Source organism: Mucilaginibacter sp., from assembly GCF_039925265.1.
Lineage (GTDB): Bacteria > Bacteroidota > Bacteroidia > Sphingobacteriales > Sphingobacteriaceae > Mucilaginibacter.
Genome location: NZ_JBDSZG010000007.1, coordinates 68,940 through 90,701 on the forward strand (window position 1 = coordinate 68,940; position 21,762 = coordinate 90,701).

Annotated in this window: 17 protein-coding genes; 5 read left to right on the plus strand and 12 right to left on the minus strand. The window is 47.2% G+C overall.

Annotated features, from left to right (window positions below):
- Both ABIX36_RS01590 and ABIX36_RS01595 read left to right on the plus strand, forming a co-directional pair.
- On the plus strand, nucleotides 1–1,200 hold the full coding sequence (locus ABIX36_RS01590; protein WP_348080406.1) for an aminotransferase class V-fold PLP-dependent enzyme: 1,200 nt from the start codon (nucleotides 1–3) through the stop codon (nucleotides 1,198–1,200).
- Between the two features lie 73 nt (nucleotides 1,201–1,273).
- Nucleotides 1,274–3,139, plus strand: coding sequence for a sulfatase-like hydrolase/transferase (locus ABIX36_RS01595; RefSeq protein ID WP_348080407.1), 1,866 nt, complete (start codon nucleotides 1,274–1,276; stop codon nucleotides 3,137–3,139).
- Nucleotides 3,140–3,352: 213 nt separating this feature from the next.
- On the opposite strand, the gene ABIX36_RS01600 is transcribed toward ABIX36_RS01595, so the two are convergent.
- The 6 genes from ABIX36_RS01600 to ABIX36_RS01625 form a co-directional block, all read right to left on the minus strand.
- Complete coding sequence (locus tag ABIX36_RS01600; RefSeq protein ID WP_348080408.1) at nucleotides 3,353–4,765, minus strand: glycoside hydrolase family 125 protein; 1,413 nt, start codon at nucleotides 4,763–4,765, stop codon at nucleotides 3,353–3,355.
- 268 nt (nucleotides 4,766–5,033) lie between these two features.
- Nucleotides 5,034–6,194 (minus strand): glycoside hydrolase family 76 protein, encoded by a 1,161-nt coding sequence (locus tag ABIX36_RS01605; RefSeq protein ID WP_348080409.1) that lies wholly within the window; start codon nucleotides 6,192–6,194, stop codon nucleotides 5,034–5,036.
- Between the two features lie 63 nt (nucleotides 6,195–6,257).
- The gene (locus ABIX36_RS01610; RefSeq protein ID WP_348080410.1) at nucleotides 6,258–7,397 is read right to left on the minus strand and encodes a SusE domain-containing protein; all 1,140 of its coding nucleotides are present in this window, start codon (nucleotides 7,395–7,397) and stop codon (nucleotides 6,258–6,260) included.
- Nucleotides 7,398–7,437: 40 nt separating this feature from the next.
- On the minus strand, nucleotides 7,438–9,090 hold the full coding sequence (locus tag ABIX36_RS01615) for a RagB/SusD family nutrient uptake outer membrane protein (protein ID WP_348080411.1): 1,653 nt from the start codon (nucleotides 9,088–9,090) through the stop codon (nucleotides 7,438–7,440).
- An 11-nt stretch (nucleotides 9,091–9,101) separates the two neighbouring features.
- Entirely contained in the window at nucleotides 9,102–12,437 is a 3,336-nt protein-coding gene (locus ABIX36_RS01620) for a TonB-dependent receptor (RefSeq protein ID WP_348080412.1), read from the minus strand.
- Nucleotides 12,438–12,697: 260 nt separating this feature from the next.
- Nucleotides 12,698–13,627 (minus strand): FecR domain-containing protein, encoded by a 930-nt coding sequence (locus ABIX36_RS01625; RefSeq protein WP_348080413.1) that lies wholly within the window; start codon nucleotides 13,625–13,627, stop codon nucleotides 12,698–12,700.
- A gap of 176 nt (nucleotides 13,628–13,803) precedes the next feature.
- Between ABIX36_RS01625 and ABIX36_RS01630 the strand changes: the two genes are divergently transcribed.
- Nucleotides 13,804–14,157, plus strand: a complete 354-nt coding sequence (locus ABIX36_RS01630; RefSeq protein WP_348080414.1) for a DUF4180 domain-containing protein — start codon at nucleotides 13,804–13,806, stop codon at nucleotides 14,155–14,157.
- Between the two features lie 96 nt (nucleotides 14,158–14,253).
- Here ABIX36_RS01630 and ABIX36_RS01635 read toward each other — a convergent pair whose 3' ends face one another.
- Nucleotides 14,254–14,706 carry a VOC family protein gene (locus ABIX36_RS01635; RefSeq protein WP_348080415.1) on the minus strand — a complete coding sequence of 151 codons (453 nt, stop codon included), beginning with the start codon at nucleotides 14,704–14,706 and terminating at the stop codon, nucleotides 14,254–14,256.
- Nucleotides 14,707–14,955: 249 nt separating this feature from the next.
- Between ABIX36_RS01635 and ABIX36_RS01640 the strand changes: the two genes are divergently transcribed.
- Together ABIX36_RS01640 and ABIX36_RS01645 are read left to right on the plus strand one after the other, a co-directional pair.
- Nucleotides 14,956–15,510: a dihydrofolate reductase family protein gene (locus ABIX36_RS01640; protein ID WP_348080416.1), complete on the plus strand. Its 555-nt coding sequence runs from the start codon at nucleotides 14,956–14,958 to the stop codon at nucleotides 15,508–15,510.
- Between the two features lie 93 nt (nucleotides 15,511–15,603).
- On the plus strand, nucleotides 15,604–16,401 hold the full coding sequence (locus ABIX36_RS01645) for an SDR family oxidoreductase (protein WP_348080417.1): 798 nt from the start codon (nucleotides 15,604–15,606) through the stop codon (nucleotides 16,399–16,401).
- A 9-nt stretch (nucleotides 16,402–16,410) separates the two neighbouring features.
- On the opposite strand, the gene ABIX36_RS01650 is transcribed toward ABIX36_RS01645, so the two are convergent.
- The 5 genes from ABIX36_RS01650 to ABIX36_RS01670 all read right to left on the minus strand — a co-directional run bounded on the left by ABIX36_RS01650 (nucleotide 16,411) and on the right by ABIX36_RS01670 (nucleotide 21,757).
- Entirely contained in the window at nucleotides 16,411–17,001 is a 591-nt protein-coding gene (locus tag ABIX36_RS01650; RefSeq protein WP_348080418.1) for an RNA polymerase sigma-70 factor, read from the minus strand.
- Nucleotides 17,002–17,101: 100 nt separating this feature from the next.
- A complete protein-coding gene (locus tag ABIX36_RS01655; RefSeq protein WP_348080419.1) occupies nucleotides 17,102–17,461 on the minus strand; it encodes an RNA-binding protein in 360 nt (119 codons plus the stop codon).
- A 280-nt stretch (nucleotides 17,462–17,741) separates the two neighbouring features.
- Nucleotides 17,742–19,136, minus strand: a complete 1,395-nt coding sequence (locus ABIX36_RS01660; RefSeq protein WP_348080420.1) for an alpha-amylase family glycosyl hydrolase — start codon at nucleotides 19,134–19,136, stop codon at nucleotides 17,742–17,744.
- 44 nt (nucleotides 19,137–19,180) lie between these two features.
- On the minus strand, nucleotides 19,181–20,257 hold the full coding sequence (locus tag ABIX36_RS01665; RefSeq protein ID WP_348080421.1) for a SusE domain-containing protein: 1,077 nt from the start codon (nucleotides 20,255–20,257) through the stop codon (nucleotides 19,181–19,183).
- 15 nt (nucleotides 20,258–20,272) lie between these two features.
- Nucleotides 20,273–21,757 carry a RagB/SusD family nutrient uptake outer membrane protein gene (locus tag ABIX36_RS01670; protein ID WP_348080422.1) on the minus strand — a complete coding sequence of 495 codons (1,485 nt, stop codon included), beginning with the start codon at nucleotides 21,755–21,757 and terminating at the stop codon, nucleotides 20,273–20,275.
- Nucleotides 21,758–21,762: the final 5 nt, after the last annotated feature.

A 21,762-nucleotide genomic window follows, 5' to 3' on the forward strand; every position in this document is an offset into this window, starting at 1 on the left:
ATGAAAATTACACCCATAAACAAACAGGAAGTACAACAATACCGCGCAGAAACTAAAGGCGCTGCCGCGCTTATCCACTTTAACAATGCCGGCGCGTCATTACCGCCCGATGTGGTGCCGGATACTGTGATCAATTACCTGAAAGAAGAAGCCCAATACGGGGGCTACGAAACCGAAGCCAAATACCAGGCGACTTTGAATAATACTTATGACCTCATCGCCCGGCTTATTAATGCACACCGGGACGAGGTTGCTATTGTAGAAAGTGCCAGTGTAGGTTGGGGACTGGTATTTAACGGTATAGATTTTAAACCCGGCGACGAGATCATCACCTCCGAAATGGAGTATGTAACCAACCTGATGGGTTTTATGAACGCCAGGAAAAACCACGGCGTTGTATTTAAAGTGGTGCCGAACGATGAGCAGGGGAATTTTTCGCTGCAGGCTTTGGAGGAACTGATCTCGGCACAAACAAAACTGATAGCTATTACGCAGATCCCTTCTACTGCGGGCGGCATGATCCCGATAGTGGCGATCGGTAAGATAGCCCGCAAGCACGATATTTTATACCTGGTAGATGCCTGCCAGAGTGCAGGGCAGGTGCCTATCGATGTAAAGGAAATTGGCTGCGATATGCTATCGGTAACCGGGCGTAAATACCTGCGTGCACCTCGTGGAACAGGCTTTTTGTTTGTGCGAAAAGAAGTGCAGAATAAACTGAGGCTGATACTGATGGATAGCTTTGCCGCCGAATGGGTGAGCGAAACCGATTTTAAGATCCGCAACGATGCCCGCCGTTTTGAACTTTACGAAAAGAACCGCGCTTTAACTCTTGGCCTGGGCAAAGCCATTGAATACGCCTTAAATATCGGTGTCGACAGGATATGGCAGCGGGTACAGTACTTGGCGAATACGATGCGCGCACAGCTTAGTAACATTGAAGGTGTAACCGTACACGATTTTGGCGCGGAGCAATGCGGGATTGTAACTTTTTCTGTTGAAGGCATAGAGAGCGCCCTCGTAAAAAGCAAACTGGCGGAGCAGGGCATTAATGTATCGCTGGCCAAAGCCATATCCACGCTTATCTATATGAATAAGAATAAACTGGCAAACATTGTGCGGGCATCGGTGCATTACTATAATACCGAGGAAGAAATAGCGACAATGTGTGCTGCGTTGAAGAGCATTGCAAAGTCATAATCGCCACGACGAAGTTAGGACTTAACTTAACCGCTTTTTAACATCCGCTTTAAATACTTATTTTTGAGGCCCGATGTTAAAAAGCATTTTTAGTTTTTGCCGCTTCCTCCTCTTTTGGATCGTATTTGCCATCATCACGCGTGCGGTGTTCGAGCTTTATTTTCATGAAAAATTTACGGGCAGCACCCCATACCAAATTTTACAAACCTTTTGGTACGGCTCCCGCATGGATGCGTCTGCCGCAGGGTATATTGCATTGATCCCCCTGCTTGTTTTTGGCGTGAACTGGTTTACCAAATACCACATCAAACCCATTTGGCTGCGGGGCTACGTGTACTTTATGCTCTTCCTCATCTGCTTCATCACTATCCTCAATTTCAATATTTTCCGCGAGTGGGGTACCAAGGTAAATTTCAGGGTATTTGCCAACGTATATACTTCCCCTTCGGAAGCGATGGCCTCTACGGGCTCCTCGCCTATCGGCATCAGCTTATCCATAGGCGCGGTATTGTTTATTGTGGGTATTGTTTTGTCGCATTTTATTATTGATTATAATTTCAGGAAACCAAAGGTGCCAAGTATAGCCAAACCCTTTATTTTCCTGTTGCTGTTTGGGATCAACTTTGTTATTGTGCGCAGCGGGGTGCAATTAGTGCCCATCAGCCAAAGTTCGGTTTACTTTTCAGACAAACCCATCCTTAACCAGGGCGCGCTGAATACCGAATGGAACCTGCTGCAAAACACATTCGAAAGCGTTAAAACCCAAAGTAATCCTTACCTGTTTATGCCTGCCGCCCGTGCTAACGCCCTGGTGGATAGCATGTACTCGGTAGAAAAAGACACCACCATCAGCATCCTCAATACCACCCGCCCCAATATTGTCATCATCCAGTTAGAAAGCTTTACAGCCGATGTAATTGAATCGCTCGGCGGCGAAAAGGGAGACGCCCCGAACTTTGAAGATTTCATCAAAAACGGGGTTCTATTCGATAGCATTTATGCTGCCAGCGACCGTACTGATAAGGGCATCGTAGCTATATTAAGTGCTTTCCCCTCACAGGCTTCGCGTACCATGGTGATCGATAACTCTAAACAGGAGCGCCTGCCGGCGGTAAGCGATGTACTGGCGGAGAAAAGGTACCATACTTCCTATTTTTATGGCGGTGAAAGCGATTTTATGAACTTTAAGGCCTATTTACTGAGCCACCGCATCAGCGATATTATTGACAAAGGAAATTTTGCCGCCAGCGAAATGAACTCGAAATGGGGCGCGCATGATGATATTGTACTGAAGCGCAATATTAAATATCTTAACCAGCAACAAGAGCCATTTTTTAGCTATATCCAAACGCTGAGCAACCATGAGCCTTTTGAGGTGCCGGTGAAAGCCCATTTCCCGGGGGAGGACCTGCCCAACAAATTCCGCAGTACGGCCTACTATACTGATGCCAGCCTGAAGGAGTATTTTGATGAGGCTAAAAAGCAACCCTGGTACAAAAACACCCTGTTTATTTTAGTGGCGGATCATGGCCACCGCCTGCCGCTAAATAACGCAGAACCCTATAATCCAACAAAATACCATATCCCGCTGCTGTTTTTTGGGGACGCAATAAAACCCGAATACCGCGGTAAAAAAATCAGCAAACTGGGTAATCAAACCGATATGATCACCACCCTGCTGGCACAGTTAGAACTGCCGCATAAGGAGTTTAAATGGTCTAAAAACCTGCTGAACCCGTATACAAAGGATTTTGCCTTCTTCGATTGGGATAACGGTATGGGCTTTATATTGCCCAACCAGGCGGTATCGTATGACAATGCAGGTGAACGGGTCAGCTTTATTAAAAACCCCAAAGCTCCAAAAGCTAAGACCGATGAAACGCTGCTGTTAGGCAAAGCCTTTTTGCAGGAGGTTTTTACGGAGTATATGAAATTCTAAAAACAAAAAACGCCCCGGGAACCACCCCTGAGCGTGGACGCTCCCAATCACAAAAGCGCCATTAACCAACCAATTATAAATTCTTAAATCTGTTTATTTTCATCTCAAATTTGCCAGCCTCGCGTAGGTCTCCAACATAGCCAGCGCAAAAGGCCAAGGCACAGCCAAGTATCATTAAAAATGATATTCTGTTCATGGGTATGTTACTAATTATTAAGCCAGTAGCCGGGGCTTGGTCGTGTAGGTTTCCCAGAGTAATTCACCAAACAAGGTATTGGCCCAGGCAAACCATTTACGTGTGAAATTCTTCGCGTCATTCTTGTTAAACGATTCGTGCATAAAGCCGGTACCGCCGTGCGTTTTGCGCAATTGCTCAATCGCTGCTTTTATTTCGGCATCGCTGTTACTGGTTAAAGCCAGCACGGTAATGCTTATCGGCCATATCATATCTTTGCCCGCGTGCGGGCCGCCAATGCCTTCGCCCGCCGTCCCTTTAAAAAAGAAGGGGTTATTGAGCGACCACAGCATTTTGCGGGTATTGATGTAAATCGGGTCGGTATTTTTAATGGCATCCAGATATGGCATGGCCAGCAGGCTTGGCACGTTGGCATCGTCCATCAAATTAAAGCTGCGGAAACCGTTTACCTCGTAGGCATACACTTTGCCGTATTGCGGCGTGTTTATTACCGCGTGTTTTTTTAGCGCGGCATTTACCTCGTTGCCCAGGGCAAGAAGTTCTGCCGATAACACGGTATCTTTTGATATCACCTTCACCATTTCCGAAGCTTGCTTCAGGCTTACCACCGCAAAAAAGTTGGAGGGGATAAGGTACGAGTAAACTGTAGCGTCGTCGCTGGGGCGGAAGGATGAGCAGATCAAACCTACGGGTTTTACGGGGTAGCCAAAACCATTCATCGGCACGCCATCTGTTGCCCATGATGTTTTACGCTGGAAAGAATATGGCCCGTCGCTGTGCTTGCGCTGCTGTTCTTTAAAGGTTTTTAAAACGTTTTGAATTGCCTTTTTCCAGTTGGCATCAAAGGGTGAGGTATCACCGGTTAGTTTCCAGTATTTATAGGCAAGGCGGATGGGGTAACATAACGAATCGATCTCCCATTTGCGTTCGTGCAGCCCCGGTTTCATTTTGGTTACATCATCCTTCCACTCGCTTTCTTTGGTGGTATCATCGTAAAAAGCATTTGCATACGGGTCGAAATTGATGCACCTTGTTTGGCGGTTAATTACACCGGCCACCAGGTTTTTCAGTTCCGCATCTTTATTAATAAAAGAAATGTAAGGCCAAACCTGGGCGCTGCTGTCACGCAGCCACATGGCATCAATATCGCCGGTTATCACATAGGTATCCGGCCTGCCGTTTTCGGTTTTATAAGTTACCGTTGTATCCAGCGTGTTGGGGAAACAGTTCTCAAACAGCCAGCCCAGCTCGGGGTTCTTCACTTTTGCTTTAAACTCCTTTATCGCTGCCTCTACCGCTTTGCTGGTAAATTTGCGTTGCGATGCGGGCACCCTTACTACGGGGTACGCCTCTGCGGCAAGCGAGAGCTTACTCATTAAAACACCTGCACTTAGCATGGCTGTGCTGCCTATAAATTGCCTTCTTTTCATAGAATAGATATGTATCAGTAATTATCAGGGTAAAAAACTTCCGGGAAAATTAATCAAATCCCGGAAGAATCTCCATGTTTAAAATAAAGTCGCTTTTTTAGAAGCCTCACCCTGCCCTCTCCAAAGGAGAGGGTTCTTTTTTGCTACCGTGTGATTAGCGATAGCGTATCTCGTGGTTGGCATGGCCGAAGCTTCCAGCTTACGTCAGCTGAAAGCTTCGGCCATGCACGCCACGAGTTGAAAACTCACGGCAGCGGTTTGTTATATTTTAAAACAATCCCGCAGCCTTTAGCTTCGCCGCAGCCTCTATCATGGTAAGCCCGCTAATTTGCGTGGTAAGGTCTACCGTTGCAGGGGGTGCCGATTTCCAGTCGGGACTAACCGCCATAACGGGGCGCTTGATACCTTTTGTAAATAGCGTTTGCGCGTTGTATTTTAAAAACTTTACGTAAGCATCTTTATTTGCCGGGGTAATATCCGGGCTTTGCGTTAACAGGGTAAGGTATCGTACCAAAATACCTTTAAATAATCCGCCATCACCCTGCCCTTCCGAACGCAGCAAGCCACCCGGCGAGATATCGGTATCAACAATGGTCGCGCTCGCATTACGGGTTGCATCGGCTAAATAGCTGGCGTCTTTGGTCACGTTGAATAATTCCAAAGCCGCGCCTATGTAAACACCCTGGTTATAGGTAAACTCGTTTTTGCTGATCTGCCCATCGTGGTTGCCGTTGATGCCATCCCAAATAATGCCCGTTGCAGGGTCTACCAGGGTTGCCTTCATCCAGGTATACAGCTCCTTAGCTAAAGCCAGATCGGCTGCGTTGTTTTTTAAGCGGTACAGTCGGCAGGCGAAGATAATTGCCGGCGCATTGGCCGGGGTGTTCTTGTAGTCCAACTGACTCTTGCGCCAGGCTATGCCACCACCCTGGTTGGTGTTCACGCCGGTTTTTATATCTGTCCACAATATGTTAGCGGCATCCAGGTAATCGTTATCGTTGGTTACCTCGTAGGCGCGCAGACTTGCCAATGCCAGCCATTCCATATCGTCATAATACTCGTTCTGGTATTTGTTACCGTTGGTAATGCGCGTACCGTTCAGTAACGATTTCATCCTTTGCTTATAGATATCGTTCTTGGTGCGCTGGTAAGCATCTGTAAAAGCATCCAGCGTGTGCGCCTGCGGCCAATAGTTGTAATTGGTGTTACCGCCGTTATCCTGCTTAAAATAGTTACCGTTGGCCGATATGTAATTGGTATAAGTAGCCGTTTGCAATGAATCGGCCGTTTCGGCCCAGGTGTAATTTATAACCGCCGCCGCCTTGTTGCCATACAGCGGGAAAGGCTTATCCTTGAGGCAGGACGTAAGCATCAGTGGCACTATAGCCGCCAACGCCAGTTTGCTTATATGTTGGGTAATATTTTTCATTTGTTTGATGTTAAGTCCCCAATTGCATAAAGCAACCGGGGACTGGTGACACAATACCTTTAATTAGTTAACCTTAACCGAATGGGTGTAAGCACCTGCTGCACCGCTAAAATCCACCTTAATATCGGCGGTTTTATTATCGGCAGTGCCGTTAAATTTAAAGCAGTTATCGTACTGATTACTGTTAACCGGCACCATGTAAAAATACGATGCCGCTGTACCTGCATCCGGCCTGTTGTTATCAGAATTGGTACTGCCGTAATATTGGGTGCTGCTTGTTCCCGCGCCATCCTTAAAGGTGAAGCGGAACTTGTAACGCTCGTCGCGACCCCACGATTCCTGGTGGAATACAACAGACGCACCATCAATTTCCCATACGCCCGCTGCTTTGTAAGGCAGGTCGAACCAGATCTTGTTATCGGCAGCAAACCATAAACCTACCGATACTACCTCGGTAGTTTTAAAGGATGCTACGTTAAAGTCAACCTCTATGCGCTGCACTTTGATAGCACCGGCTACAGTGGTGTTGCCCGCTTCGGTTAGTTTGGTACCGTCGTAAGAATAGGTTGACGGCGTACCTGTGTTACGATCTGCAAAGTGGTAGGTACCCGCTTTTAACGAAGTAAATGCTTCGAATTTACCGGGAGCGGTAAGTTTCATCTTAATCGCTTTTGTAAGGTCGTCGCCGCCTTCTGTAGCGGTACCTGTAAGGTATAATTCCGTTGGGATATCGGTAAACCCGGCAGGGCGCTGGATCTCCACGGTACGGATCTGGGCAGATTTTTGCACGTTGATACCTTTAGACGACATCACCGTCCAGATCACCTTGCCCGATTCCTGTGGTTTTACACCGGCGCTGGTGGCAATCTTGTTCAGGTCGCTAAAAGTAAGACTTAGCTTGTTGTACAAACCGTTACCATCAGATGGTGCCGAATAAAGCGGGTGCGAGAAATCGCCACCCTCTTTATCAAAGGCAACTTCGTATAAAACAAGGCCGTTATCTTCGGCATGTGCCTGCTCCCACTCAAAGGATACCGCGCCGGATGCACCTGAAGCTATCTTTACAAATTTGTTATTCTCCGGCGCGAAAAGTGTACTTACCGCCGATACGTTTGTGTGGTTTAATGTTTTATCTTTTTTGCAGCCTGATATCACCAACACCGCAACTATACAAGCCAAAAGGCTATAGAATATCTTTTTCATGATCTTATCGATTATAAATGTTTTTATAAATAATTAAGAATTACCAACCCGGGTTTTGTGTAAGGTTTGGGTTAACGTTACGCTCATCGCGCGGGATGGGCCATAAGTAAGCCTTGCTTTTATCAAAGCTCCTGATGTTTGCCCGGATGTAACCGTTATCAACCGATGCCGGGCCAAATTTGGCGCCATGCGCCCAGCCGTTCAATACCACTTCGGCAGTTTGCCATCTGCGGATATCAAACACCCTCAGGCCTTCCATAGCCAGCTCGCTGCGGCGTTCGTTACGCACCACATCGCGCAGCGCGGTTTGCGCGCCGCCAGGGAAGTTAAGCGCGGCCGCATCAGTAAAGCCCGCGCGGTTGCGGATAGGTTTAATGGTTTTATCCCAAATGCCCGCATCCATCTGGCCCAGCTCGTTCTTGGCTTCGGCATACATTAGCAGCACATCGGCGTAGCGGATCATGATGAGGTTTAAACCCGACTGGAAATTGGTAAGCGCGGTTGGATCATAATACTTTCGGATGTAGTAACCTGTTGGCGAGCTAACCGCGCCCGAAGCGTATTCGTCTGTTCCACGCCCTGTGTTAGCATCGGGATTAGGGTCTGAGCCGGGTTTGGTATAAATGGTTTGAAGCGAGCCGTCCGGTTTTTTCCATTTGTACAGGTTGTACACAATGGTGTTGGTTAAACGCGGGTCGCGGTTTACGTATGGGTTGTTCTCATCGTAACCACTGCCTGCTTCCGTTGGTTTTTTACCGTTTGCCATCAGGTAGCTGTCTACCAACTCCTGTGTTGGAGCAAGCGCGTTAAGCCTTGCGCCTACGGCAAGCGGTGCAAAATCAAAGAAATTGCTGTAAGAGCGGTTTGGCGCGCCACCTACATACTGCAGATCCAATATCACTTCGTTATTGTATTCGTTCTGCGAAAGGAACAAACCCTCGTAAGAAGTAAACAAACCGTAGGTACCATTGGTGGTATTGCCTATCAGCTGCTCGCAGGTTGCGGCAACCTCGGCCCATCGGCTATCGTAAAGTAATACCCTTGCCTTTAAGGCTATAGCAGCGCCTTTAGTAATGCGGCCACGGTCGGCAGCGGCGTAAGCGGTGTTCACCGGCAATGCTGCGGCAATTTCGTCAAGCTCCTTCAATATAAAATCTACTACTTGTGCTTTGGGCGTGCGGCCGATGGTTTTGGCTTCATCCAGCGATATATCCTTATCAAACAAGGGCACATCACCGTACCAGGTTTCTAACTGAAAGTAATGGAAAGCGCGGATAAACCTCGCTTCGCCCTTCATGCGGGTTTTAAGCGCGGCATCCATTGTTGTTACCCTATCCACATTCTCTAAAAAGATGTTACAGGTTTTAATGCCCGAGTAGTGGTAGTTCCACTCATCGCGCAAACGACCCAGAGAGGCATCATAAGTGCCTGCTGCAAGTGATGCAACGCCGCTGGCATCACCGCGGCCGTTGTAAGCATTATCAGATGCGCCCTCGTTGTAAAAGAACCAATCATTGGGGTACATTTGGTAATAGGCGGTATTTAAAACACTGTTGGCTTTATCGGTGGTGGTCCAGTAATTTGTATCTGTAAACCTGTTTGCAGGTGCCAGGTCGAGTTTTTTACAGGCTGACAAAAAGATGATCAGCATGATGAAAAACGCGGTTTTATTGTAATTTCTAATCTTTTTCATGATAACAATATTTATAACGTTACATCAATTCCAAACCCGTAATAAATTGGCGTAGGGTATGCCCTGCCGCTGTTTGCGCCGTTTGCCTGCACGTTGCCGTTAAGCTCGGTAGTTTCGGGGTCGAGGAACTTCATGCCCGAAAAAGTAAGAATGTTTTGCCCGGTAAGGTATGCCCTAACCTTTTTCATCCCTATTTTTTTGGCGATGCCGCCGGGCAGGGTGTAACCCAATTGTACATTCTTTACACGCAGGTACGAACCATCAAACAGGTACATATCAGAGCCGCGGCGGAAGTTGTTCTCGTTGCTTTGGCTTCCGTTTGCCGCAACGCGTGGGTAGCGTGCATCGGGGTTCTGTGGGGTCCAGTAATCCAGCTGGTGCTGGTAAATTACCTGCGAGTAACCAAAGTGAAAAGGCTCTACCTGCTCGCCGCGTACAAACATGCTGCGTTTACCTACCCCCTGCATAAATATGTTCAGATCGAACCATTTGTAGGTAACATTATAGGTAAAGCCAAATGTTAAGCGCGGGAAACCGTTGCCTAAAACAAACTTATCGTTATCATCAATAACACCGTCTCCGTTTACATCCACGTAGCGGTTATCGCCGGGGACTACATTTACGCCCGAGAATTTCGGCCCGTTATTAACGTCATCCAAATTCTGGAAATAACCATCGCGTTTGTAACCCACGTACGAGCCGATAGGCAACCCAACTTTGTTGATGATCTGCATCTCGTCGTAGCTGCGCAACTGGTCGCCACCTTCGAGGAAGAGCACTTTGTTTTTAGAGTCGGCCAGGTTAAAGGAAAACGAGTGGTTGAAGTTGCCCGTTTTTGCACGGTAGTTCACATTCAGCTCCCAGCCGCGGTTTTGCACCTTACCGGCGTTATAATCGGGCAGGCCCGCGCCATAAACACCCGGTACGCGCGGTGGCAGCAAAATATCGCGGGTTATTTTGTTAAAGTAATCTACTGAAACTGTTAAAGCGCTATTAAAAAAGGTTGCATCTACCCCCACATTGAAGGTGGCGGCCCGCTCCCAGCGAATATCCGGGTTGGCAAACCTGATTTCGGTTGTACCTACCACAGCGTTGTTAAAGCCATAATAGTTGCCTGCAGATGCCTGGTAGGTATTCAAAAACTGGTAATCGCCAACGTTTTGGTTACCCAAAATACCGTAGGATGCACGCAGTTTAAGGTCGCCCACCTTGCTGCGGTAGTTTTCCATAAAGTCTTCCTCGGTTAAGCGGTAACCACCGGAAATAGACGGGAAAAATGCATTGCGGTTTTGCTTGGCAAAGCGTGACGAAGCATCTAACCTGAAATCGACCTCGCCATAATATTTATTCTTGTACGAATAACTTCCACGGCCGAAAAGAGAGTTCAGGCTACTTTCGTTGGTATTGTTATTACTTGCCGACGAGGATGGATCGATAATGGTACCTGTTGTTGGGGTACCCAATTCAGGGTCGGTAAATTTAAGGTGCAGAAAATTGCTGGTGTTGTTAGTAGACTCATTAGCCACGCCTACCAGCACATCTACATTATGGTTCTTAGCGAAAGTTTTGGTGTACTGCGCCAAAAACTGGGTGTTGATGAACAGGTTCTTGTTGTTATCATCATCCGTGTTCCTGTCGGCACCGTAGGTACCTTTTGGCAGGTAGTTAACCTGTATTACGCGGGCAAACGCATGGTTAGCCAATAAGGTACCGCCAAAAACACCTTTTATCTTAAAGTCTTTAGTCACGGCCAGTTCGGCGTTCAGGTTACCAAATATGTTGTCGTTATCGCGTTTACGGTAGCCGCCTTTCTCCAGGATCCCCAGCGGATTAAATTCCTGCAATACATCATTGGTGAGGTAGTTGCCGTTATCATCCCGGATCTTGTAATAGGTTGGCGTACGGCCTGCATCCACTATCAGGGTGGAAGTGTTGTACGAATGTTCTTTTATCTCGGTACGTGCGTAGGCTAATATGCTGGTTAATTTCAGCTTGCCGAACTCGGTAGAGAGATTCATGCGGTAGTTGTAACGCCTTAAACCATAGTTAGGCCCTACCAAATTGCTCCGCTGATCTGTAACACCGGCCGAAACCAGGTAGGTTGTGTTAGTCGCACCACCGCTTAGCGCGAGGTTGTGGCTTTGCTGCACAGCGTTTTTAAGGATAGCATCTAAAAACCATTCGTTATCGCCAGCCTCCTGGTAAGTGCGGATCTGGGCCGGGCTGTAAATAGGCTGCAAACCTGCGTTCACTACGGTTTCGTTACGCAGGATAGCATTCTCAAAGCTATGCACCGGGCGGTAACCCACATGCGGCGATTGCACGCCTGCCTGCCCGTTGTAAGCGATAGTTGCACCGGAATTCTTTTTACCTTTTTTGGTGGTAACTAAAATTACCCCGTTGGCAGAGCGCGAACCGTAGATAGCGGCGCTTCCCGCGTCTTTCAGTACCGACACGCTTTCGATATCCTGCGGGTTAAGCAGGTTGATATCACCGCCGGTGATACCATCAATAACAATGAGCGGGCTGTTGTTACCCAGTGTGCTTACTCCACGAATGTTGATGGTTTGGTATGCGCCCGGTTCTGAACTGGTTTGCTGAATGGTTAAATTGGGCAATGTACCCTGCAATGCCTGCGTAAGGTTTACCGATGGCTTACCCTCAATAGCTGCAGAGGATACCTGGTCTACCGCGCCAATTACGTTTACCCGCTTTTGCGTACCGTAACCCACAACAATTACCTCATTAAGAGAAGTACGCTCCGGCAATAATTGTGTATTAACATTAGTTTGCCCGTTAAGTGGAACTTCCTTGGCAGTAAAACCAATAAAGGTGAATACCAGTGTGCCGTTTGCATCAGGGGCATCTAAAACAAAGTTCCCATTGATATCTGTAACGGTGGCAATATTGGTACCTTTTAGCCTAACGCTTACGCCCGGTAATGGCTGGTTGGTTTCGTCGGTTACTTTACCGTTTATTTTGGCAAATTGCTTTGCCGCCTGTTTGGCAATCACCGCGTCGGCTTCGGTACGCTCGCTGATGACGATCACGTCGTCAATAATTTTGTACGAGAGGTTAAATGGAGTTAAAACCTCATCAAGTACTTGCTTAATGCTTTTGTTGGTTACATTAACATTTACCCTGAAGCTTGGCTTCAGCACGTTATCGGCGTAGGCAAATTTTACTTGTTTATCGGCAGAGATCTTCTCAAGCACATCGGTAAGCTTATCGTTCTTCAACTTAAGCGTTACCGGCTGCTCCATAAATCTCTGGCCGAAAGAGTCGTTTGCAATGGCCGAGAGGCACATTAAGCACACAACAAAACAGGCAAGCGAGGTAAATTTCATTAATATAAAAACATAACGAACTACTCCATTTGAAAATAGAGATATATTCATAAATTTGAGAAAATTAAAGTGTTTGAAATTCAAGCGTATCGTTCTGAATTGGACCTCGAAACGGTACACTTAATAATAACCCGGCATTTTAATCAACCCTGTTCAAATCCCTTTGACCAGGGTTTTTTTATTTTTTTATGTCATTGGCGTCTTCATAGTTTTTAGGTTAAAGGTCATTGGTTATACTTTTTTATTATTGGTTTAATTTTTTAGCAGCCTTTACCTTTAAAGTGGTACACCTGGCCCTCCTGCACAACTTTGCCCTTCACCAGTTTAGAGATAATGACCATGATATTCTGCAGGGAAACATTTGTGAAATTTGCCGAGATAGAACATTTAGCAAGGTTATCATCAGCCTTAATTTTGATATTGTAGCGATGCTGCAACGCATTTAAAACTTCCTGCAGAGCCATATTTTTAAACACCAGCCCGCCGTCTTTCCAGTCGGTCAGTGCGGCAATATCCACGCCCGTTGTTTTTAGCGCTGTATTATCTTTTTTATTGATAAAAACCTCTTCGGCCGGGGTAAGGAAAACGGTTTGTGCAGTTGCGGGGATAACGCCCACCTTACCTGTAACTACATCAACTTTTACAAAAGCATCTTCGGGGTAAGCTTTTACGTTAAAGCTGGTACCCAATACCTGGGTACGGATACCGCCTGTATGTACAATGAATGATCTTTCGGCATCGTGCGCAACTTCTAAAAACGCTTCACCCTCCAGGGTTATCTCGCGCAGGTTTCCGCGGAATTTAGCGGGATAAGTAAGCTTGCTGCCGCCGTTAAGCCAAACTTTGGTACCATCTGCCAGGGTGTAATTCACTACCTGGCCATTGGCAGCGATAAGCTGCTTGTTTTTTATGGGGTCGAGATAGTTGACAATATTACTGCTGAATTGATAGACGATGGCCGACAGACCTATAATGGCGATGACCGATGCCGCCACCATCCATTTTTTTGACGAACCGCGTTGTTGCACGGGCTCATCAATAGCCGCTATGATGCGGCTGTATACTTTGTCTTTCTCAAACGCCACACCATGATCCGCTGCCTTTTGTTCGTCAAGGTTCAGCCCGTCAAAGTATTTTTCTACAAGTTTTTCCTGCAGCGAGCTATCGCTGGCCTGGTTACGTTTTTTCAAGAATGTAAACTTTATTGGTGGTTTATATATGTAGGATGCAATTGGAAGGGTTACCCCCCAAAGAGAATTAAAATATTTTTTGGTAGGGATGTGATGGTACACTTACCATCATATCTTTTGACGGTACTGTTGATTTTTATTTAGTTTCGTTCCATCCAATACACCATAATACTAATATGCAAATTATCACGCACAACAAAAACGGCACCCAAATAGCTGAATTAGTTTCGGATGCTATTCTGATACAAACGCCTGAAGATGGCGCACAACTTATAGCCGACCTTTACTACCAGGGCTTTGATCTGATCATCATACACGCGTATCAATTAGCTCCGTCTTTTTTTGAACTAAAAACAGGGCTGGCAGGCGAGGTTTTGCAGAAGTGCTCTAATTGGCGTATTCGGTTTGCTATTATTGGCGATTTTAGTCAGCTTTCCAGCAAAAGCATGCATGATTTCATTTTAGAAAGTAATAAAGGCAAACTGGTCAACTTTTTAAGTTCCGTAGCTGAAGTGATTAAAATAGCCTGACCATCGCCCGGCACGATGTGCCACAGGAATTTACATGAACCTACTGAGACCGCTTCAAAGGAATTGAAACCGGGGGCAGATAGAAGCAGTTGCTTCTTATTTATTACCGAGTTCTTCTGCCAGACCGATCAGCAATCCTTCGGTTCCGCGGATATAGCAGAGTTTATACGAATTTTCGTACCTAACCACTTCGCCAACAAGTTGTGCGCCACGTTTGATGAGCCTGGCCACCAGTTCGTCAATGTCTTCAACAGTGAACATAGCGCGTAAATAACCCAAAGCGTTCACAGGGGCGGTGCGGTGATCTGAAATAACAGGTGGAGTTAAAAATCGCGAGAGCTCCAGCCGGCTATGGCCATCGGGGGTAACCATCATCGCGATCTCTACATGCTGAGAACCCAATCCTGTAACGCGGCCGGCCCATTCTCCCTCGATCGTGGCCCGCCCTTCGAGCTTCAAACCTATCTCCGTGAAAAAAGATATCGCGTCATCGAGGGATTCTACAACGATGCCGATATTGTCCATTCGTAGTAACCTGTTTTTTGCCATCGGTTTATCTTTTTATATCAAAAGTCATCATTTCTATTCAAAGTTTACGCCTAAGCGGTGTAAGGATCTGATGAAAAAGTAGCAACCATGTACTCATCATTCAAAACAACATCCCTAACGTTGTACTAACAGCTATTCTTAAAGAAATTTGGCTTAAAACGCCCCTTTTTTTGGCGCGGTTTACCCTCGTTGCAATGGATGCAGTTTTTTATTTTTGATATTTACACAAACACCCAAAATCAAACCAAAATGAGAAAAGTAATCTATGCCACCAACATCACCATAGATGGCTGCTGCGACCACACTAAAGGAATTGCTGATGATGAACTACATGAGTATTTTACAGAACTCCTGAGGGGCACGGGGCTGCTGGCCTACGGGCGTAAAACTTATGAATTGATGGTCCCTTTTTGGCCCGAGGTTGCAAAAACCCAATCAATGGGCAAAGCCACTAATGAGTTTGCGAAAGTATTCGATTCGATAGAAAAGCTTGTTTTCTCGCAAACACTGGAGAGCGTCGACGACATAAACACCACCCTCAGCCGGGCGAAGCCGGAGGAAGAAATATTGAAGTTAAAACAGGGTGAAGGCAAGCCTATTTCGCTCGGTGGCGTGGCGCTTTCTTCGCACCTTATAGCGCTTGGCCTGGTTGATGAGTACCATTTTGTTGTTCAGCCTTTTATAGCGGGAGAAGGTACCCGGTTGTTAAAAGGAATTACCCTGCCCGAGACATTAGGTTTAAAATTGGTGGAGTCGAAGATCTTTAAATCGGGCTGTGTAGCGCTTAAATACGTAAAACAGTAATTTGGATTATTGAGGTACATTCCGCCGCCTACTATCGGCTGTGGCCCCCCTTTGAACAGATTATTTAATTTAGGTTCGTATAAACCAATAACCATGATGCTTCAAAATAAAAATGCGGTAATATACGGCGCGGGCGGCTCGCTGGGTGGCGCAGTAGCCAAAGCCTTTGCCGCTGCGGGTGCCCGAGTATTCTTAACCGGCCGTAACCTTGCTTCGGTGCAAAAAATAGCAGACGAAATAATTGCATTGGGAGGCCTTGCCGAGGCCGCGCAGGTTGACGCCTTTGACGAAAGCGCTATCAACAGCCATTTGGATGCGGTTATACAAAAAGCAGGCACAGTTAATATCTCATTCAACTTAGCGGGTGTAGATGTAAAGCAGGGTGTGCCCCTTGTTAGCCTCAGCACGGATGAATTTGTACTGCCCGTAACTCAAACCCTGCAGACCCGTTTCCTCACCGCAAAAGCTGCGGGGAATGCCATGATGAAGCAAGGCAGCGGGGTAATACTCTCGCTTACCGCAACGCCTGGCGGAATAGGTTATCCGTTCACCGCGGGTTTCGCGGTCGCCTGTACCGCTGTAGAATGTTTTTCGGCCAACCTTGCTGCCGAACTGGGCGTATATGGTGTGCGGGTGGTGAATATCCGTTCAGGCGGCTCGCCAGACTCAAAAGTTTTTAAAGATGCCCTCGAAAGCATCCCCGATGAGATGGGCGGCGTACTGAGCCAGATGGAAAACGACACCATGCTGAAAGCGATGCCCCTAATGGCGGATATTGCCAATACCGCCGTTTTCCTGGCATCGGATATGGCGGGGAAAATTACCGGGGTAACTATAGATGTAACCAGTGGAACAACGGCAGGGTTGAATTATAGGGTGCCGAGACTGTAAATAAAAACCTTATTTTATCTTATGCACCATCAGTATCGCCACTATTGACGGCAGGTAATCTGTTAACCCCGTGCGCAGATAGCGCAGGGCTATTGTCATTTGGTTTTCTACCGTTTTTATGGAGATGCCCAGGCGGGTTGCTATCTCTTTATTGCTAAGGTATTCTTTGCGACTAAGGGTGAAGATCTGGCGGCATTTCTCGGGCAGCTGGGCAACGTTATCTTCCAGCACCCGGCTAATGTCGTGCTGCAGCAGCTTGCTGTCGGCGCTGTATTTCTCGGCGAGTACTTCTATGGCGGATACATCCAGCGTGGCCCTTTGCGTACGAATATACATCAGCACCCGGTTTTTGATGGCCACTTTTAAGTACCACTCCAGCGAGGCGATGCTAAGCTCGTTCCGTTTTGTCCACAGGTCTATAAACAATTCCTGCACCAGGTCCTCGCACACATCTTTATCCCTGAATAAATTGTAGGCGGCGTAGTAAAGCTTTGGCGAATATTTATTGTACAGTATTTCAAATGCCTTGCGGTCATCCAGCCTGAGCAACTCTAATAATTTTGCATCGGGCCACATTTGATATTCCTGTTGTGGAAGCATAAATGGACGAAAAAACGGTTGGTGAATTGGTACAGCATAATTACAAGTTTATTTTGAGAAAGGAAAATTTTTGTAATTATAGCCTCACCGGCACCACCAGTTATTTCCTCGGGCGCCTTGGTCTTAAGCCAGCCGGCTGGCTCTCCGCTGTTTTGGCGTAACCGGTAGACATGGGCCTGCGGGTAAAGGATGATGGCGCGGGTTTCTTTTTTATATCTTCTTCCCTTACAATATTTACCGTGAGTGTGCGGTCGCCAATTTCGGTGCCATCGAGCTGAATTGCCGCGTTTTCGGCATCGTCCATAGTGGCAACCTCCAAAAATGCATAGCCTTTACAGACGCGCGTTTTTTTATCGCGAACGATCTTGATGGTAACCACGCTGCAATGCGGGTCGAATATCTGAACCAATTCTAATTCGGTTATATCAAGTGAAAAACCGCCAACAAATAATTTAACCATTTTTAGAGCGCGTATACAATTAAATGAAAGAAATAATACGCCGGGTACGGCGCCATATTGTGCAATTAGGGGGGTTATGGCAGCAAATTTACTATTAGTATTTGCATTATCCTCAAAATCAGCGGTTGTTTGATTGAAAATATTTACTGCAGACCGCTAAAAAAACTCAATGAGTATTAATTAAGCAAAAAACGCCCCGGATCTCATCCCGGGGCGTTACCAATTAAGCACTATATATTACAAATCAAACCAACTAACCCGTCGATCGTATCTTTAATAATTACTGCGTTAACACCATGTATTTATATGGCTGCAGGTATATTTTGTTTGTTAAGGTAACCGATGCACCGGTAAAGGCATCCTTCCAGCCGGTGGTGCTTAAGGTTGCCGGCAGGCTGTAGGTTACATTGGTGCCGCGCAGGTTATCAATCACTAATACTTTTTCCTTATCAGTAAATTTGGTGAACGCTGCCACGTCGTCGCTGCTCATTACAGAGAGGTCGCCGTTCTTTAACGCGTCGCTGCCTTTTCTAAAGTTTAGTATAGCCTTATAAGCTGCCGTAATATCCGCGTTTTGGCTCCAATTTACCGGGGTGTGATAAAAGAAATCCATACCAGCGGTGTTGCCCACTTCCTGGCCTGTGTAGATCATCGGAACACCTTTCATGTAAGCGGTTACGACAAATGCCGCCAGCGAGCCCGACTTACCACCATACAAATTAACAGGGCTGCCATCGCTGTTGTAAACATCGTGGTTGGTGGTGTACCTAACTACCTGCGAGCCACGGAACGAGGTTGCATATTCGCTGGTGTTCAAATCCTGCAGCATGGTAGCAGACGCGCCGGTACCAAACACTTTGCTTTCCAGCCCCGAGTAGTAGCCCATACCATAAACCAGGTTAAAGCCTGCTTTAAAGTGGTCGTTGCGGGTACCTTCGGCCAGCATCAGCAGTTTATGGCTGGTGATGGTTTTTAGCGCGTCATTCGCCTGTTTCCAAAAATCGAAGGGCACAAAGTCGGCGGCATCACAACGGAAACCATCTATATTGGCGGTGTACACCCAATATTTCATGGCATCTATCATGGCGGCACGCATGTCCTTGTTGCCGTAATCTAATTGGGCAACATCCGTCCAGCCGGTGCCCGGTGGCTCTATGATCTCGCCTTTGGCGTTTTGCTTGTACCAACTTTTGTTGGCTATCCAGGCGTTATCCCAACTGGTGTGATTTGCCACCCAGTCCAGTATTACGGTCATGTTACGCTCGTGGGCGCCGGTAACTAAGGCTTGCAGATCTGCAAGGGTACCAAATTCGGTATTTACGCCCTTGTAATCTTTTACCGAGTACGGCGAACCCAAACCACCGGCAGATTTTAACACGCCAACCGGATAAACCGGCATCAGGTATAGCACGGTGGTGCCCAGGTCCTTAATGGCATCTAACCTTGCCGTTACGCCTTTAAAGCTGGCATCGGCACTAAAGGCACGCAGATTAACCTGGTAAATAATGGCATCCTGCGAGTTAACAACGCCGGTAAAAGGCGTGCCAACCTGCGGGTACGATGCATCGGGTACAATTGCCGGGGTAGAGTAATCGTTCTTTTTGCAAAAGCTAAAGAAAACGATCATCAGCAACAACAACCCGCTTTTTATCTTTTGATTGATTGTATATCTCATCTCTTTGATCAATTAAGGAGCCACCTTACCGGCGGCCCCGTTTGTTAATTTTTCTTTAGCTTGTAATTGTAATTGGTTGGGTCGTGCAGATCCAGCGTGATGGTGTAATTACCGCTTGTTGGCACGCTGAGGTTATCTAAACTACCGTCGTAACCAAATACCGGGTTATCCGCGTAAGCTAATTTGCCTTCTTTGGTCACTCCAAAATCTATCGCCCACTGGTTATTCGCCCTGAATTTGAACGAGCCGGTAGAGAGCATATCGCAGGTAAGCGTCCACACCTGCTTGGCAGGGTCGTACGTCATCTGCGTATCGCCACCCCAGCCGCCCGGGGTTGCATCTCCTATGATGCCCCAGGTAGTTGGCACTGCCGACCATGTTTTGGTATTGAGGTTGATAGACACCTGCACATAACCCGGCCCCGGCGAAACCAGGCCACCTGCCAAACCATCTTCGGTAATGGCACCGCCGCCTGCATCGCCATAGTTAATATGGTCCCAATCCGGCGAGCTGGTGAACTTAAAGTAGTAGTTATCTGCCGATGGCATGTATACATAGGCTTCGTAAATCTTCGGTTTTAAAGCTGCTGCAACCGGCGCCGTACCCGGCGACCAGCCCTGGTATGCACCCGGGATGTATAGCACCGGGATAACAGGCGCCGCCGCGTATGGCGTAACCGTTACAATAACCGGTTTGGTAAAAGCGTACTGGTCCTGGTAAGCGTGCACCCTGAAAACCAGCGTACCCGCCGCGCCTGTTGCCAATCCTTTGGAAATGGCCAGCGCGTTAAGGTCCTTACCTTTGTAGGATTTGCTCAGGGCATCGTTACCAACGGTAATGTTGGTAGCATTTCCCCAGGCTGCCGTACCCACGGTATCGGCAGGGACATCTATCTGTAAAGTATAAGTAACAGAAGCTTTAATAGGATAAGCAACTGCCGGCCAGGAAAACGTAACTACCGATGTGGTATCGTTGGCCTTGCTAAGCATTACCGCGTTTGTTGATGCTGTAAGGGTAGACGGAAACGCCACCGCTTGCAGCTTTGTTAGGGCCGCATCCTTTTTACAGCCATAAGCCAAACAGCAAATAATTGCTAATGAGAGGTATATAAACTTTTTCATAATCATATCATGGGATTAATAACCTGCGTTTTGTTTTAACAACGAATTGGTGTTCAGCGCGGCGGTAGGTATGGGGAACAGTTTCCTAAAATCTGCTACGGCCGGCACAAAACCATGTGCCAGCGTGAAGGTGTTGAACCGTATCATATCCTGCCTGCGGTGGCCTTCCCAGTTCAACTCAAAACCTCGTTCGTTGTAGATATCGGTAAGTGTGGGGTTAGCGGCTAAAGCGCCTAAACCTGCACGCTGCCTTACCTGGTCTATAAAAGGTTTGGCTGCAGCAGCATTCCCTAAACGCACATTACATTCGGCCTGCATCAGTATAATATCGGCGTAACGGTAAATTGGGAAATCGTTTGATGCGCCGCCGCCGTTCATTGGAGCTACGGGATAAAACTTCAGATCGCGCACGCCTTCGTTTGGTGCAGCGCCCGGGTCATCCAGAGAGCTTACCGTTTCGGAGTAATTAACACCGCCTGATTGCGCACCTACCAGGAACTGCTTTTTGCGAATATCGGCGTTATCGAATTTATTGTAATACTCCTGCGGAATTACCGAGCCATTCCAGCCGCTGTAACCAAACGTTGCCTGGAAGTTCGGCCCGTTCAAACTGCGGATGCTGAGGATATTGCGCGAAACGATATCAACCGTTACATAGATAGAAAATATGGTTTCATCTGTAGGGTTTACATTGCCAAAAAGCTCGTAATACTGGTAACCCAGCGGGCTCGTAGCGCTTGCGCCACCCGGGTGTAAACTGAAACCACCGGTTGCTATTTTGTTACAGGCGTTAAGGCAATCCTGCCAATGCGCGGTACCGGTGTACACCTCGGCATTCAGATAAACTTTTGCAAGCAGTGCATAGCCCGCCCATTTATTAAACCTGCCGTAATACTCCCCGCCTTTTGTTTCGGAGAGCTTATCGATGTTCTCGGTAAGTTCCTTCACCACAAAATTGTACACGTCGGTACGGCTGGCCTGCGGTATTTTATCAACCGTGATGTTGTTATCGGTATAAAAAGGCACCGAACCAAAATCATCTATCAGCAGGTAATAGAAAAACGCGCGCAAAGTTTTTGCCTCCGCTATTTTGGAAGCGTCGGCGCCGGAACTGGTTAACTGGTCGACCGCCAAATTTGCAGTGTAGATAGATTTATACAGCCAGTTCCAGGTGTTGTTGATGATGCCCATGTTTGGCAGCCACTGGCGCCGGTAAAGCTGTGCAAAATCAAGCTGCCAATCGCCGGTGTTACGGTGCGGGATCACCTGTTCGTCGCTGCTCATGGCGTTCAGATCATACCAGCCGTTATCAGCCCCGGCATATCCAACCCCACCCCAGTTACCACCAACCTGTGAATATACATTCGCCAGCGCTACATCTGCTCCTTTTGCAGAACCGTAAAACGTGGTGGCCGGATATTTATCATAAACATTTTCATTAACCTTGGTACAACCTGCACCAAGCCCGATGATTAAAATGCCTGTTAATATTTTTTTCATGATCG

Coding starts and splice junctions, on each gene's coding strand:
- ABIX36_RS01605 (WP_348080409.1), bottom strand. CDS start 6,194: ATGAAAAATATTACCCAACATATAAGCAAACTGGCGTTGGCGGCTATA.
- ABIX36_RS01665 (WP_348080421.1), bottom strand. CDS start 20,257: ATGAAAAAGTTTATATACCTCTCATTAGCAATTATTTGCTGTTTGGCT.
- ABIX36_RS01655 (WP_348080419.1), bottom strand. CDS start 17,461: ATGGTTAAATTATTTGTTGGCGGTTTTTCACTTGATATAACCGAATTA.
- ABIX36_RS01595 (WP_348080407.1), top strand. CDS start 1,274: ATGTTAAAAAGCATTTTTAGTTTTTGCCGCTTCCTCCTCTTTTGGATC.
- ABIX36_RS01645 (WP_348080417.1), top strand. CDS start 15,604: ATGATGCTTCAAAATAAAAATGCGGTAATATACGGCGCGGGCGGCTCG.
- ABIX36_RS01630 (WP_348080414.1), top strand. CDS start 13,804: ATGCAAATTATCACGCACAACAAAAACGGCACCCAAATAGCTGAATTA.
- ABIX36_RS01600 (WP_348080408.1), bottom strand. CDS start 4,765: ATGAAAAGAAGGCAATTTATAGGCAGCACAGCCATGCTAAGTGCAGGT.
- ABIX36_RS01590 (WP_348080406.1), top strand. CDS start 1: ATGAAAATTACACCCATAAACAAACAGGAAGTACAACAATACCGCGCA.
- ABIX36_RS01620 (WP_348080412.1), bottom strand. CDS start 12,437: ATGAAATTTACCTCGCTTGCCTGTTTTGTTGTGTGCTTAATGTGCCTC.
- ABIX36_RS01640 (WP_348080416.1), top strand. CDS start 14,956: ATGAGAAAAGTAATCTATGCCACCAACATCACCATAGATGGCTGCTGC.
- ABIX36_RS01615 (WP_348080411.1), bottom strand. CDS start 9,090: ATGAAAAAGATTAGAAATTACAATAAAACCGCGTTTTTCATCATGCTG.
- ABIX36_RS01610 (WP_348080410.1), bottom strand. CDS start 7,397: ATGAAAAAGATATTCTATAGCCTTTTGGCTTGTATAGTTGCGGTGTTG.
- ABIX36_RS01670 (WP_348080422.1), bottom strand. CDS start 21,757: ATGAAAAAAATATTAACAGGCATTTTAATCATCGGGCTTGGTGCAGGT.
- ABIX36_RS01660 (WP_348080420.1), bottom strand. CDS start 19,136: ATGAGATATACAATCAATCAAAAGATAAAAAGCGGGTTGTTGTTGCTG.
- ABIX36_RS01635 (WP_348080415.1), bottom strand. CDS start 14,706: ATGGCAAAAAACAGGTTACTACGAATGGACAATATCGGCATCGTTGTA.
- ABIX36_RS01650 (WP_348080418.1), bottom strand. CDS start 17,001: ATGCTTCCACAACAGGAATATCAAATGTGGCCCGATGCAAAATTATTA.